Annotated in this window: 14 protein-coding genes and 1 riboswitch; all 14 genes read left to right on the plus strand. The window is 32.4% G+C overall.

Annotated elements, in window-relative coordinates:
• Position 1 precedes the first annotated feature (1 nt).
• The 14 genes from FH036_RS12065 (at position 2) to FH036_RS12130 (ending at position 14272) form a co-directional block, all read left to right on the plus strand.
• Positions 2-1240 (plus strand): glutathionylspermidine synthase family protein, encoded by a 1239-nt coding sequence (locus FH036_RS12065; RefSeq protein ID WP_139895791.1) that lies wholly within the window; start codon positions 2-4, stop codon positions 1238-1240.
• Positions 1233-1619, plus strand: coding sequence for a DUF350 domain-containing protein (locus tag FH036_RS12070; protein WP_000606860.1), 387 nt, complete (start codon positions 1233-1235; stop codon positions 1617-1619). Before FH036_RS12065 ends, FH036_RS12070 begins: the two co-directional genes overlap by 8 nt.
• A gap of 183 nt (positions 1620-1802) precedes the next feature.
• A riboswitch (M-box (ykoK) riboswitch) is annotated at positions 1803-1968 on the plus strand.
• A 343-nt stretch (positions 1969-2311) separates the two neighbouring features.
• Entirely contained in the window at positions 2312-3037 is a 726-nt protein-coding gene (locus FH036_RS12075; RefSeq protein ID WP_044790375.1) for a P-type ATPase actuator domain-containing protein, read from the plus strand.
• A gap of 129 nt (positions 3038-3166) precedes the next feature.
• Positions 3167-4033: a 5'-3' exonuclease gene (locus FH036_RS12080; RefSeq protein ID WP_000757053.1), complete on the plus strand. Its 867-nt coding sequence runs from the start codon at positions 3167-3169 to the stop codon at positions 4031-4033.
• A gap of 410 nt (positions 4034-4443) precedes the next feature.
• Positions 4444-4584, plus strand: a complete 141-nt coding sequence (locus tag FH036_RS12085; protein ID WP_001228049.1) for an FbpB family small basic protein — start codon at positions 4444-4446, stop codon at positions 4582-4584.
• 330 nt (positions 4585-4914) lie between these two features.
• Positions 4915-6108 carry an acyltransferase family protein gene (locus tag FH036_RS12090; RefSeq protein WP_000376426.1) on the plus strand — a complete coding sequence of 398 codons (1194 nt, stop codon included), beginning with the start codon at positions 4915-4917 and terminating at the stop codon, positions 6106-6108.
• On the plus strand, positions 6109-6852 hold the full coding sequence (locus tag FH036_RS12095; RefSeq protein WP_000806895.1) for a YveK family protein: 744 nt from the start codon (positions 6109-6111) through the stop codon (positions 6850-6852). It abuts the gene before it with no gap.
• Positions 6839-7459, plus strand: a complete 621-nt coding sequence (locus FH036_RS12100; RefSeq protein WP_041184092.1) for a CpsD/CapB family tyrosine-protein kinase — start codon at positions 6839-6841, stop codon at positions 7457-7459. The genes FH036_RS12095 and FH036_RS12100 overlap by 14 nt, the downstream gene beginning before the upstream one ends.
• A gap of 18 nt (positions 7460-7477) precedes the next feature.
• Positions 7478-8116 carry a sugar transferase gene (locus tag FH036_RS12105; protein ID WP_044790373.1) on the plus strand — a complete coding sequence of 213 codons (639 nt, stop codon included), beginning with the start codon at positions 7478-7480 and terminating at the stop codon, positions 8114-8116.
• A 37-nt stretch (positions 8117-8153) separates the two neighbouring features.
• Positions 8154-9590 (plus strand): oligosaccharide flippase family protein, encoded by a 1437-nt coding sequence (locus tag FH036_RS12110; protein WP_044790372.1) that lies wholly within the window; start codon positions 8154-8156, stop codon positions 9588-9590.
• Positions 9591-9593: 3 nt separating this feature from the next.
• Entirely contained in the window at positions 9594-10808 is a 1215-nt protein-coding gene (locus tag FH036_RS12115) for an O-antigen ligase family protein (RefSeq protein WP_000429849.1), read from the plus strand.
• Positions 10783-11583 carry a glycosyltransferase family 2 protein gene (locus tag FH036_RS12120; protein WP_000237688.1) on the plus strand — a complete coding sequence of 267 codons (801 nt, stop codon included), beginning with the start codon at positions 10783-10785 and terminating at the stop codon, positions 11581-11583. The genes FH036_RS12115 and FH036_RS12120 overlap by 26 nt, the downstream gene beginning before the upstream one ends.
• Positions 11580-12632 (plus strand): glycosyltransferase family 4 protein, encoded by a 1053-nt coding sequence (locus FH036_RS12125; RefSeq protein WP_139895792.1) that lies wholly within the window; start codon positions 11580-11582, stop codon positions 12630-12632. The genes FH036_RS12120 and FH036_RS12125 overlap by 4 nt, the downstream gene beginning before the upstream one ends.
• Positions 12633-12724: 92 nt before the next feature.
• Positions 12725-14272: a glycoside hydrolase family protein gene (locus FH036_RS12130; RefSeq protein ID WP_000006051.1), complete on the plus strand. Its 1548-nt coding sequence runs from the start codon at positions 12725-12727 to the stop codon at positions 14270-14272.

A 14272-nucleotide genomic window follows, 5' to 3' on the forward strand; every position in this document is an offset into this window, starting at 1 on the left:
TATGTCGCAGTACATAAGAGAGCGAAAAGAGTTTTATTCGAAATATCCGGATTTCTGGTCGGATCTATATGAATGTGAGTATAGTTTATTTCATGTTTTCTCTATAACAAATGAGACTATGAAACAATTACAGTTAGCAACTGAACGAATGGGAAAAATATTTTTTAAGACTGCTAGACTTTTGCGTAATTTAAGTGACGAACAGCTTCTTGAACTTGGATTTCCTCCTGCGAGCTTATCGTTCATTAGAATGAAAGGATTATATCCTGAATCTGTTATTTCGCGGTTTGATTTCGTTTTAACAGATGATAACCAAATTAAAATGCTCGAATTTAATAGTGATACGCCAACATTTATTATGGAATGCTTTCAAATGAATGGAAAAGTTTGTGAGAAACTAGGCTATGATAATCCAAATTCGGATCAAGAACGACTACTATCTTCTGGTATTACAAAAGCCGTTATGGAAGCGACAAAGGGAATAGATAACCCAAATGTTGTTTTTACAGCGCATCATGAGCATATTGAGGATTGGAATACGACTATGTATTTGAGTCAGCTATGCCATGTTGAAAATAAAGTCGTGCCAATGTCAGAACTTAGAATTACAAAAGATGCTTTAGTGGATAGGGATGGAGTGCAAATTGATGTTTTATACCGCCAAACATATCCGATAGAAGATTTAATTGAGGATCAAGATCCTGAAACAGGAGATTTGGTAGGTGTGGAGTTGTTACAACTCGTAAAAGCCGGAAAGCTTTTTATTATAAATCCTTTGTCAGCATTTTTACTTCAGCCTAAATCAGTTCAGTGTCTTATTTGGGGATTAGCAGAAGAAGAGGTCTTTTATACAAATGAGGAACGGCAGTGGATTAAAGAATATATGTTACCTACATATTTAGAACCAGATTTATTTTTAGGAAAAGGTTCTTTCGTTCAAAAACCTTCATTTGGTAGAGAGGGAGACACGATTACCATTCGTGATAAGGACGAAAATATTATGATTCAAAATGCACACCAAACGTATAAAGCGTCACTGCCGATATTTCAAAAGTATACAGAACTTCCAGTCATATCTTTGGAAACAGAGAAAGGGATGGAGAAACTGTCGTATGTGTTTGGTTCGTTTTTAATTGCAGGAAAAGCAAGTAGTATTGGTATTCGTGCTGGTGAAAAAATTACGGGGAATGAATCGTACTATTTACCAGTAGGTATAAAAAAGGAGGAAGTATATGATTAATTTTTTATTATATTTAGCAGTAACACTTGGTCTTTTATGCATAGGTCTTTTCCTGATGGAAGTGACAACGAAAGTAAAAGAATTTAAGTTAATGGCCCAAGGGAATAAGGCAGTAAGCTATGTACTTGGAGGACGATTACTTGGGTTAGCTATTGTTTTATATTCAACAGCAGCTAATTCCATTTCACTTCTTGATATGGTTTCGTGGGGAGCGGTTGGGATTTTGGCTCAAATTATCGTCTTTTATTTAGCTGAGTGGCTTACACCACGCTTTAATATAAATAAAAGTCTTGAAGAAGATAATCAAGCGGTCGGTCTTTTTCTTATGTTTTTATCGCTTTCAATTGGGATTGTAATTGCTGGTTGTATAACTTATTAAAAACTTTACGTTTAAACGTAAGGTTTTTATTTTTACTAATTTTAAAATATGTGCTTCATTCATTTGATACGTAGAAAGAGAAATCGTATGTATATGAGAGGGAGTTGTTGTAATAAGGAAAAGATTCCATTCAAGGTGTTGACATCTATTTTAAATAAGAGTAACATTTTCTATGTAATAAAAATAAGTCTCTGTTAGGTGAGGCTCCTGTATAGAGAAATGCTACTGCCCAAAAATGTCGAGAGACGCCAATGGGTCAACAGGAATGATCGAATTAAGGTTTTTCTTAACGTAGCTGGTAATGTACCTATGCTATACAGTGCTAAAACTCGGCGAGGGAGAGGTCCGTAGATTTCTAATTGTATTAGGAATCGTTTATTTGTGTATGTCATGGCCTTTACTCTTTTCGGAGTAAGGGTCTTTTTGTTACAAAGCTATGAGTAATTTCATAGTATAAACTATAAAATAAAACGAGGAGGTGAGGAGCATGTCAAATTCTGACTCGGTTCCGTTACCCATATACTTCAAATCAAAAATATATGATGTAGGCAGGAAACGACTTGTTCCTCCCTCTATATTTATCATCATGTAGCGTTTATATGTATGTTTAGGCGCTAGACACTTTCACTGTAAAGTGGATAAATTGAGAAACAAAGCGTTTCTTCCTACGTTGTAAAGGAGGAGACGATAATATGTTATATGCAAACAAAAATGTGGGTAACACGTCATATAAATTAAGCAAAAAATCAATGAAAGAACAAACGATGCTTCAAAAAAATAAAGATTTATTAATTGAAATCGCAACGAGAGATGTAAAATCTGTATTTGCGTATTTTAAAACAACAAGAGATGGATTGTCTATGAAAGAGGCACAAAAACGTATTCAAGTATACGGCCGAAATGAATTAACTTCAAAAAGAGCTCGTATTGCAGAAGTGATGATGAAGCTAGGTGGAATGATCCCAGGTTTTTCAAAACAACATGTGAGAGATGGATTACAATGTGAGAAGATTACTGTGTCTCGAGTAGAATGTTCTAGTGTAACAGGTTTAAACGGTGAATTAAAAATGATGGATTTGCCAGTACAAGAGCTTGTTCCAGGAGATATGATTTTCCTTTCAGAAGGTGATACAGTACCAGCAGATGTACGTATCATTTATGCAAATGATCTATTAGTAAATGAATCTGTGCTAACAGGAAACGATGCAAGTGTTGAGAAATTTGAAAGTTGTTATCATCTTGAACGCAAACGATTTATTCCTTTGAAAAGAATGAAAGACTATAATCCACTTGAACTTGAAAATGTATGTTTCAAAGGGACGTATATTGTTAGTGGAAATGCAAAAGCTGTAGTAGTTTCAACTGGGAAAAATACGTATACAGGGATTCTTCATACTTGTTGTAGTAAAACGTCTTAATGTGTAAATGATGCTAAATATACAAAAACAATGTATAATAGACAAAGTTGAAAAACGTAGAATGGTAATCTATTTATATAACCTTACGTGATGACGTGGGGTTATTATTTTTTTGGTAGGAGAGGAATTATGAAAAAAGTATTATTAGTTGATGGTATGGCACTATTATTTCGTGCTTTTTATGCAACAAGTGTCTACGGGCAGTTTATGAAACGACAAGATGGTACCCCTACAAACGGGATTCATGGTTATATGAAACATTTATTAACGGCAATGCAAGCAATTGAACCGACACACATCGTAACATGCTGGGATATGGGAAGTACAACATTTAGAACAGAGTCGTTCTCAAATTATAAAGCGAATCGTGCAGCGCCACCTGAAGAATTAATTCCGCAATTTGATCTAGTGCAAGAAATGACTGCGAAATTATCTGTTCCAGTTATCGGCATGAAAGGGTATGAAGCGGATGATTGTATCGGTACACTAGCAAAACAATACTGCAATGAAGCGGAAGTTTATATTTTAACAGGTGATACGGATTTACTTCAACTTGTTGATAAGAACGTTACAGTTATGCTTCTGCGCAAAGGAATTGGAAATTACGAGTATTACACACCGGAGAAAATTATGGAAGAAAAAGGTGTAGAACCGTGGCAAATCGTGCATGCGAAAGCTTTCATGGGAGATACGAGCGATAATTACCCAGGTGTAAAAGGTATCGGTGAAAAAACAGCGTATAAGCTTATTCAAGAACATGGTACAGTAGCAACTGTACTAGAAAATGTGGCATCATTAACGAAAGCGCAACGTACGAAGATCGAAAGTGATTTAGAGAATTTAAATATTTCATTACAATTAGCGCAAATTCATTGTGAAGTTCCTATTTCATGTTCACTAGAAGAAGGATTACACACAATAGATGAAGAAAAATTACGATTCGTTTGTGAAGAAATGAATTGGGGAAGACCTGAAATATTAATCAATATGCTGTAAATAGTTTAGAAAGAAGGATGTTGCATGAGTCGAACTTTGACTAGGTGGCACCTTCTTTTTTATTTTGGAACACAGTATGTAAGTTAGCGAAAGTATATGAAACTGCGCTAGAAATATATATAAATATTTCGACAAGGTAATTGATATAAGATGGCGTAAATGGCGAATTATGTAATGAAATAAAGCGATTAGAAAACTGCTTTAGAAGGAGCTCTTTTTTCGTGTTCGCAAAGTTGTCAGAAAATAAATGTAATTTTCATATGAAGTTCAAATGGAATTCACAACAATCAATTATTATAAGAACAACCAGATAATTCTTTATCTTTTATCCCACTTTAATGGGCAGTAAGACCCCCCACTGATTAAAGTTTCACTTTATATAAACCATCCCCCAAGGAGGACAATAAAAAATGAGAAAAAAAGTGAGAAAATCTTTTAAACAACTATTAATTGAAAATAAACAATCACTATTAAATAATAAAGAAAATATGAAAGAAATTGAGGAACGAATTGAGAAACGACATGTCACATATAGTGGCTCTAGCAACTAAATAAGGTAAAAAAAGATAGCCGATAAAGGCTATCTTTTTTTGTTTTATATTGAAATAACTATATTCTCTTCTTTAATTTTTGTAAATATACAACATATTTTCATAGTGTTTTTCTACCAATTTTTTTCATTTTTCGAGGTTGAAATTGGTATATATCAATTAAAAAGATTAACTATTCATAATATTGAAAAAAATGTTACAATACATTCAAAATTACGCTATAAATCATTTTAATATGAAAAATTGGAATGAAAAGAAAGGAGAGGAATATGAATAATGGTGTCGCTTTGAAATGATTATTATCATTTCATTAGGAGTTGATATAAAACGATGGATAGGTATGAAGAACTGGATTCAATTCGAGGAATTTCCTCATTGGTAGTAATGATTGGTCATCATTTAATGATTTTTTCAGTATTTCAAAATTACAGTTATGAAGATAATAAACCATTTGTTATGTATCTATTAAAAGAAACACCTGCTCGTCTAATTTTTAGTAGTGGTAACGAATCTGTTATTATCTTTTTTGTTTTGAGTGGATTTGTTTTGTATAGATCCATTCAAAACAACTACGATAGTTATAGGTCCTTCCTTTTAAAGCGTATATGCAGAATTTATATTCCATATATCGTAGCAATACTGATAGCTATTTTATGCCAAACTACAATGAGTAAATATGGAATTTCTGATTTAAGTGAATGGTTTAATCGCTCATGGACGCTTGAAAGTTCTTTAAGCCTAATCGTGCAGCATATATTATTGGTTGGGAAATATAATACAGATGCATATAACGGCGTAATTTGGTCACTTGTTCATGAAATGCGAATATCAATAATTTTCCCGTTAGTTTTGATGGTTTGTTTACGAAAAACGTTGAGGGATTCGTTATTGACATTGTTTAGTTTTAGTATATGTTCTGTCGTGATTCTATTGTTATTTCATTCAAGTTTAACATTAACAAGCTATGCATTAACCCTGCATTACACAGTACTGTTTTTACTAGGGGCACTAGTTGCGAAGTATAAAAATAATGTAATAGTTTTTTATAGTAATCGTACTAAAAATGAGAAAATTGCATGGTTTTTATTAGCGATTTTACTTTATATGTATGAAGGGCTTATCGGAGAAATTAAAGTGCTCAATAATTTTATATTGCGAGACTACGTAGTAGCGATAAGTGCATGTTTATTTGTCATATTAAGTTTAGCAGTATCAACTTTGTCATCGTTGCTGCGTAATAAATACTTGTTATATTTGGGGAAGATTTCTTACAGTCTTTATTTATACCATATCATATCGTTATTTTCCCTTATATACATGCTTCATGAAATATTGCCGTTGCCTATCATTTTAATTTTTTCACTCGTTTTTTCATTTATACTTGCAATGCTTTCGTATATATTTGTAGAAAAATTTGCATTCAGAGTCGGAAAGTATGTAACAAAGCAAGCGAATAGAAAGAAGAAAGAGTTATCTGTAAAGAATGATGTGCAGAATATGAATCAGACAAAGGCGGTGAAATAATTGAAGCAAGAAATTAGTATGAAGGATTTTCAACAGTTATTGAAAAGAAGGATAGTAACAATTATTTTGACGATGTGCTGTTTAACTGTTTCTCTAATTCTTATCTCTATGTACGTATTAAAGCCTTCATATCAATATTCAACACAAATTCTCGTTGGGAATTTAGATGAGTTTAATAAGGAAAATTCAGCAAATAAAACACAGGAAAATAAGCAACTCGTAACTTCGTATGTTGATATTTTAAAAAGTCCACTTATTATTTCAACCGTCAAAAAAACTTTGAAATTAGAGCAATCAAGTTACGAATTAGCTCAAAAGATTTCAGTAGTGAATATGGACAATTCACAAATTGTTACTGTTACAGTAAAAGATTCGGATCCTCAAATTGTAAAAGAAATTGTAAAGTCACTGGCAGAACAATCTCAAAAAAGCTTTCAGCAGTATACGAATGTACAGGGAGTAAAAATATTAACTGACCCTGAGTTACAGGAAAAAGCTGAAAAACTGTTTCCGAAATTTCAACTTATTATCCCTATTTCTTTACTTGTTAGTTTTTTTGTTGGGGTAGGTTTAGCTGTATTTCGAGATTATTTTGATGAGCGTATATACGTCGAACAAGATTTGGAGAAAATAACAACAATCCCTGTTATTGGTTACATAAATATGAAACCGAAAAGAAAAAAGAAATCTACAGAAGTTGATCCGCAATCATCTATATATCGAGGTGAACATGTCGATGTTTAAGACAAAGAAACGGCTTCCATTTGACCCGCATGATACTTTAATGAAAGAGCAGTTTTATACGCTGTATCACGAGTTAAAAAAATCGGGGAAACAAGTGTTCACAATTAGTTCAACGAAGGATAGAGGCGTTGTTGCCTCGTTTATAGTCAATATAGGGCTAGTATTTGCAGAAATGAAAAAAAAGGTGTTACTTATCGATGTGAATTTTTCCGATCCTAAGCTACATCTATTATTACAAAGCAACCATACGAAAACAGTGAATGATATAATAAGCGATCCCTCCTGTAGTTATGAAACTTTCTCTAGTAACTTATCTAAATACTTATATTGTATTCCTGCAAAAAAAACAGTACACACCGGTACACCTTTAGTTGCTACAGATGAATTTGATGATGTAATTGCAAAATGGAAGGAAGATTTTGATTACATTTTCTTGTATTCCTCTGAAGTATTTGAGCTTCCTGCTACGCACATGATTGCAGGGAAATGCGATGGAGTGGTCTTAGCAGTTAAAAAGAGAAAAGATTCCCTACGTACTGTGCAAAAAGTGATAGCGAATATAAAGAAGAAAGAATGTGAATTAATAGGTATAGTTTTATATTCTTGAATGTGGGGGTAACGATTTATGATTCGTGAAACAAATCAAGCCAAGTTGTATACGATTCCGGCCCAAGAAAAGACCAGTATTTTGAATCGAAGTATAAAGCGCTTGTTTGATATTATATTTTCACTCATATTGTTATTAGTTACGCTGCCAATTATGTTGTTTTTTTGTATTATAATTGTTTTCGAAACAGCAGGAGCTCCAATTTATTTTCAAGAACGTTTAGGCATGAATGGGAAGAGATTTAATGTATTTAAATTAAGGTCGATGGTAACAGATGCTGAAATAAATGGACCACAATGGGCAGATGAAAATGATCCAAGAATTACTAAAGTTGGATCATTTATAAGAAAAACGAGAATTGATGAATTGCCGCAACTTTTCAATATTTTAAAAGGCGATATGTCTTTTGTTGGACCTAGGCCAGAGAGAGAGTATTTTTATAAACAATTTGATACGTATATTCCAGAATTCAAAGACCGCTTAATCGTGAAACCAGGGTTAACAGGATGGGCACAAATAAATGGAGGGTATAATCTTGATGCAAAAGAAAAATTGAAGTTGGACATGGAGTATATTGAAATGAAAACGATCAGGATGGATATTCGTATTTTATGTAAAACTGTTTTAATTGTATTGAACCGTAATGGTGCAAGATAAATATATGTAAGTAGGTTGCTTGCAAAGGAGAACAGGTATGGGTAGATCTATTTTAAATAATATTATCCATCTATTTTATAGCACAATTTTAGCTAATCTTCTTCAGGCTGTGAGTTTAATTGCTTTAGCAAATTTTTTTAATGCACAAAATTATGGGATGTTTAGTGTTGCTATAGCAGTGACGTTTTTTATGTTATTTTTTACAGATTTAGGACTAACGAATACGTTTCTTCGAGAAGGGGCAAAAGATGGAATAGACTTAGAGATGATTTTATCGTCGTATATAAAGGTAAGGATGATTCTACTTATTTTTATTTCTATAATCGGCTATATTGCTATTCATTATATGTATGCGGATAGAAATTTGATTTATATGATGATAAACGTAATGTTTTTCATGTTAATAGGATTAACTTGGCAAAATATAGGGATTGCCTACTTTCAGCTAACGGAGCGTATGAAGTATATAGCACTTATTAAAGTTGTATCAGCGGCAGTTGTCATTATCATTACATGTTTTTGTATTTTCGGAGAGTTACCAGTTTATATAACTGCGCGTTTATATGGATTTGGTTATATGATTGGTGGTATATGCAGCATATATGTAATGAAAAGAAAGACGAATGTGAATATGAAAGTTGTAATTCATAAAGCGTTGTTTTGGCAAGTGACACCTTTTATTATTAGTGGTTTTTTAATAATGAGTACGCCACAATTAGCACCTATCTTACTTAACTATACATTGCCATTAAGTATGGTAGGTGTTTTCGCGGTGGCTTATCGGATGCCAGCAGCTTTATATCAAGTACCAGGGGTGATTGCGGGGGCGTTTTATCCAGTGCTCTTTAAGCATTATAATCAGAATAAATTAGAAGAGCATACGAAATTAAACTTACTTCAAATAAAATTAATGGCGATCGTGGGAATATGTATGACAATAGGTTTATATTATTTAGCTCCATACTTTATTTCTATATTTTTTCATGAGGAATGGAGAAATACAGTAGAGCCACTCCAAATATTATCATTTCTCATTGTGCTGCAAAGTTTAAATATTGCTATAGCTGACGGCTTAACAACGAGTGGATGTCAAAATAAAAGAACAGTTGTGCAATGTATAGCATTAGTGATAGGTGGGATTATGCTTTATAGCTTTAGTAGTATTGGTGGGGTGATAGGAGCTGCTTATGCTATGGTTTTATTTGAAATTGTAGCTTTAGTTGGGTATATAGCAGTAAGTGTAGTGAAGGGGGAAATTGTATTTCAAATTGTCATACCTTATACGATTTATTTTGGCGTAACTTTTATTGGGGTGCAATATATGTTGCATACATATCATTTCATTGCGCTCGTTCTGAATACGTTAATCGTAGTAGTTGGTATATTCCTATATGATTATGAGCTAAAAAAACTTCTTCTTTCGTTTATAAGAAAAACACGCAAAAAGGATTATATTACGAAACAGGGGATATAGCCTATGGAAAATAATATGAAAATATCGATGAAATGGATCATGCTCTTAATATTATTTGTCATGTTAAGTAAATACAACATATATATTGGATTTTCGCTGAAGATATATATGATTTTTTTAGTCATATATTTTTGTGCAACAGTTAAAAACTTTCGTATTCAAAAGCTATATTTTCACGAAGTTGTATTTTTACTATTTTATTTCATCTATTGTTTCAGTGGAATTCTTTCTATATATTTACATGCTAGTATTCGTATGATTTTTGGTGTGCTACTTGTTTTAGGTTGTTATTTTATAATGAGAAATTTAGTAGGAAATGTTGAAATAGCAACACTTGAATCATCTATTGTCTATGTAGGAATTCTATTTAATATTGTAAGTCTAATACTGTATATAGTCGGTTTACAGCACTTTGGATTGTACGGTGGAGAAGAAAGAGAAATTTTTGCCGGACTATTAGTTGATAGAGGGTACCCAAGATTAATTGGTTTGCTAGATGATCCTAACATTTTTATTTTTTATAATACAATATTTTTTATGTATTATATGACAAACCTACATAATATGACGAACATTTTAGGATTGATTTTATGTGTTACGACAAGTTTATTAACTTTCTCAAGGGGAGGGATATTAGCACTTGTGCTCGTCGTTTTTGTATATGTATGTACATCTAGTTTTGCAAAAAAAATAAAAATAATAATGAGTTTACTATTGTTTGGTGTAGTGATCTTCAGTTTATCGAATAGTGTAATGGGTGGCCAATTGGATGATATATTGAATAAACGAATTTCTGATTTTTCGCATGATAATGGAAGTGGAAGATTTATATTATGGGAAGCTGCTTTTAAATATTATATATCCAATCCATATATCGGAATTGGTGCGTTTAATTTTTCGAATTATTATGAGTTTCAATTTAATGAAAAATTATATGTGCACAATACATTTTTAGAAATTTTGTCTGAATCGGGTACAATTGGTTTTCTTTTATATAGCGCTTTTTTATGCATATTAATGTTTAAATTAACGCAGTATACTCTGTTTCGTGAAAAACCGTATCTTTTATTGACTATGATTGCATTTTTATTTCAGATGATGTCATTGTCACTCATTATTAACGAAGCGTTCTTTTTATTTTTAGCAATGGTTGTGAAGTACATTTCAATATATGAAGGAAGGGGAAAGGTAGATGGTAAAATGTCTATCAGCACATAATAAGGCGCCTCATGTTTCTGTAATAACACCTTCTTATAATAGTATACGATTTATAGGTGAGACGATTTTATCAGTACAAAATCAATCATATGAAAATTGGGAAATGATTATCGTTGATGACGCTTCAACTGACCAATCTGCTGCAAAAATTAAAGAGATAATAGAAGGGGACTCGCGTATTAGGCTAATATCGTTAAAAGAAAATGTTGGTGCTGCGAAAGCTCGGAATTTAGCGATTGAAGAGGCGAGAGGAAGATATATTGCTTTTTTAGATAGCGATGATATATGGTTGCCAAATAAATTGAAGACGCAATTGTTATTTATGGAAGAAATGAATGCGGCCTTTTCATATACATCGTATAGTTTAATTGATGAAAACGGTAACGGACTAAATCGAGAAGTGAATGTACCAAAATTTGTTGACTATCATCGTTTGGCAGGAAATACAATTATCGGTTGTTTAACAGTAATGATTGATCGGGAAAAAATTTCGCATATTGAAATGCCTAATGTACAGCCGGAAGATACAGCACTATGGCTAAACTTATTACATGAAGGGCATGAAGCGAAAGGAATACAGCAAGTGTTAGCGAAGTATAGAATTGTAGAGAATTCTGTTTCGAGAAATAAAATGAGAGCGGCTTTTCGGTATTGGAAATTATTAAAGGAACAAAAACGATTGAATGCAGTGCAAATTTTTTACTATTTTAGTAAGTATGCTTTTCATGCCTATAGAAAAAATAAAATCAATGTAGTTGGGAAGACGCAATTATGAATATATTGTTGATGACAGACAAATTGATAACTGGAGGAGCTGAAAGTTATTTCTGTAAATTGGAAAGCAATTTGCGTGATGAGAACTTTACAGTTTATACAGCTGCAGGTGATGGAGAACTATATGAATCTCTTACTAGAAAAGAAAATTTCATGTTGCTTAGTCGATGGAATCATTTGAGAAATATTTATTACTTGCGAAGAGAAATTTGTGATCGAAAGATAGAAATTATTCATGCAAATAGTTTACGAATGGTTTTATATTCATTTCTACTTCAAAAGTCTATGAAAAAAAAGATAAAAGTCGTGTATACGAAACATAATGTAACGATATTAGAAAAGAAAATGCCAATTCTTTTTCGTTATTTCATGAATAAATATGTGAACAATATTATTACAGTAAGTGAGTTTGAAAAAAATAATTTAATTTCAATGCATGTAGCTGCAGAAAAAATAAAGACGATTTATAATGGTGTGGATATTGAAAAGTTTTTATTTCGGCAGAAAAAGACAGAATCTACTTATCATGTAGGGATATTAGCCAGATTATCCAAAGAAAAAAACCATCAACTATTTGTAAAAATTGCAAATGTATTGAGAAAGAGAGATGATTTTAAGTTTTATATTGCTGGTGATGGACCAGAGAAAGAGTCTATTATGAAAGAAATAGAAAAGTATGGATTGCAGCAAAATGTAAAGATGTTAGGGAATATTTCGGAACCACATAGATTTATAGGGAATATGGATGCCCTACTTTTATTATCTTTTCGTGAAGTGTTTCCGATGGTGGTAATTGAAGCGATGGCCACAGGAACACCAATTATTTCAATAGATGTCGGCGGAATAAATGAAGCAGTAATAGATGGAGAATCAGGTGTTTTGATATCTGAATATTGCGAATTAGGATTTGTAAGTGCGCTTGAGGAACTAAAAGAGAATGAAGAAAAGGTGAATGGTATTAGACTGAAAGCACGAGAGAAAGCAGAGAGATATTTCTCGTTAACGAAAATGATAGAAGAAACGAAAGATTTATATGAATTAAACAAATGACTGTAGAAGTCGTTTGTTTTTTTTATTATAGAAACTTTTAAGATAAAACTCACATATTATATGAAAAAGGTAATATGAGGAGTGAATTTATTTTGTCAGAATATATTTCTTCCCAAGAAGATTGTGCACCAGAAAATAGCGTTCATATTGATTGTTTTGGAGCAGTTCCAAACTCGGGAAATGATAGTTCATTAGCAATTCAGCAAGCTATAAATTATTGTGTAGCGAATCGAATTTCGACGGTTAGAATTACAGGGGTAAATACGTACAAAATTGTAAAGCCGGTTGTTGTTAAATCAAATGTAAGGTTAGAGCTAGATCCTACTGTAACACTACAAATCGATGGAGATTTTAATGCGTTCGAATTGCAACAAAATGCGTCTATAACAGGTGGTACAGTTCAAGTTATAAATCCACTGTTTCAATCTGCAGTTATTTATGTTTCCGGTTCACAACAAATAGAAGTTCCTAATCACTCTCTTATATCAAATATAAATATAATAAATGCAACGTCGTCATATAAAGGAAAGGCTATACACTTTTATTGTCAAAAAGCATGGGACTATATTAGTTTTTTTCAAGTCAACTTTATTCAAATTAAAAACTTTCAAACTGCAATACATTTAAAGACAGAATTTATAGATGATATAAATACCCCTTGCTGGATTAATGCAAATGTATTTCAATCTATATTTATTGATGGATGTCAGTATGGGATAGAAGTAGATGGAAATAGTGATTTGCCAAATGAAAGTTCAGGTAATACATTTCATGATATTCAAGTACAATGTAGACAGCAAACGAAAAAAGTAATTCGTTGTACGGGCGCTTATAATACATTTGATTGTATGATCTGGGATACGTACCGGATGAGTAGCGAACAGATTGTCATTGAATTTTCTTCTAATTCGCATCGTAACTACCTTTTTTCGAATTTACTTTCCACAACTATTGTAGATAAAGGACAATACAATGTTTGTAAGTCTACCTATGAAGAATCTCTTCGGATTCAGTTGCCGATTACGTTAAATAAACCACATTTAATAGGGAACCAAGATGATATATTAGTAAATGCTCAGCAGAAGTATACTGTTAAGCAAGTAAGTGGGAAATTACCTTACGGGGGGAATCTTGCAAATTGTTTTAATTTAATAGATGAACAAAGTGTAAACTATATCGATGTTCCGGATAGTAATCCAGTTGTGATTGAATTAGATTTTACGAAAAATCCAATCCAAATGTTGAATTGTTTTGGCATGTATTTTGGATGGGGAGAGAGCCCGAAGAAAATTAAAATTGAGTATGCATTAAGTGCAACTGGAAATTGGGTTGTTGCATCGGATGTTCCATTAAATGTAGGCGACACAATTATATCGAATATGAAGGCGAGTCAACTATATAAAGCGAGAATTACACTGAGGGGTTATGTTCAAGACCATAAACGTTTTCGAATTAATCGTATATTTGCGAGATCTTCTATGGAAAATGGGAATGCTTGGTTAGCAACAACAGGCGGAAGAATGTTTGGAGATATTGAAATAGAAGCAAGTAAAGGTATCATTATGAAGACTGTTAGTGGAGCGAAATGGAAAGTAACAATTAATGAGGCAGGCCAACTTATTACGACTAAATTAACTTGA

The sequence above is a fragment of the Bacillus sp. CD3-5 genome (assembly GCF_006349665.1).
Lineage (GTDB): Bacteria > Bacillota > Bacilli > Bacillales > Bacillaceae_G > Bacillus_A > Bacillus_A paranthracis.

Coding starts and splice junctions, on each gene's coding strand:
- FH036_RS12065 (WP_139895791.1), top strand. CDS start 2: ATGTCGCAGTACATAAGAGAGCGAAAAGAGTTTTATTCGAAATATCCG.
- FH036_RS12070 (WP_000606860.1), top strand. CDS start 1,233: ATGATTAATTTTTTATTATATTTAGCAGTAACACTTGGTCTTTTATGC.
- FH036_RS12075 (WP_044790375.1), top strand. CDS start 2,312: ATGTTATATGCAAACAAAAATGTGGGTAACACGTCATATAAATTAAGC.
- FH036_RS12080 (WP_000757053.1), top strand. CDS start 3,167: ATGAAAAAAGTATTATTAGTTGATGGTATGGCACTATTATTTCGTGCT.
- FH036_RS12085 (WP_001228049.1), top strand. CDS start 4,444: ATGAGAAAAAAAGTGAGAAAATCTTTTAAACAACTATTAATTGAAAAT.
- FH036_RS12090 (WP_000376426.1), top strand. CDS start 4,915: ATGGATAGGTATGAAGAACTGGATTCAATTCGAGGAATTTCCTCATTG.
- FH036_RS12100 (WP_041184092.1), top strand. CDS start 6,839: ATGTCGATGTTTAAGACAAAGAAACGGCTTCCATTTGACCCGCATGAT.
- FH036_RS12105 (WP_044790373.1), top strand. CDS start 7,478: ATGATTCGTGAAACAAATCAAGCCAAGTTGTATACGATTCCGGCCCAA.
- FH036_RS12110 (WP_044790372.1), top strand. CDS start 8,154: ATGGGTAGATCTATTTTAAATAATATTATCCATCTATTTTATAGCACA.
- FH036_RS12115 (WP_000429849.1), top strand. CDS start 9,594: ATGGAAAATAATATGAAAATATCGATGAAATGGATCATGCTCTTAATA.
- FH036_RS12120 (WP_000237688.1), top strand. CDS start 10,783: ATGGTAAAATGTCTATCAGCACATAATAAGGCGCCTCATGTTTCTGTA.
- FH036_RS12125 (WP_139895792.1), top strand. CDS start 11,580: ATGAATATATTGTTGATGACAGACAAATTGATAACTGGAGGAGCTGAA.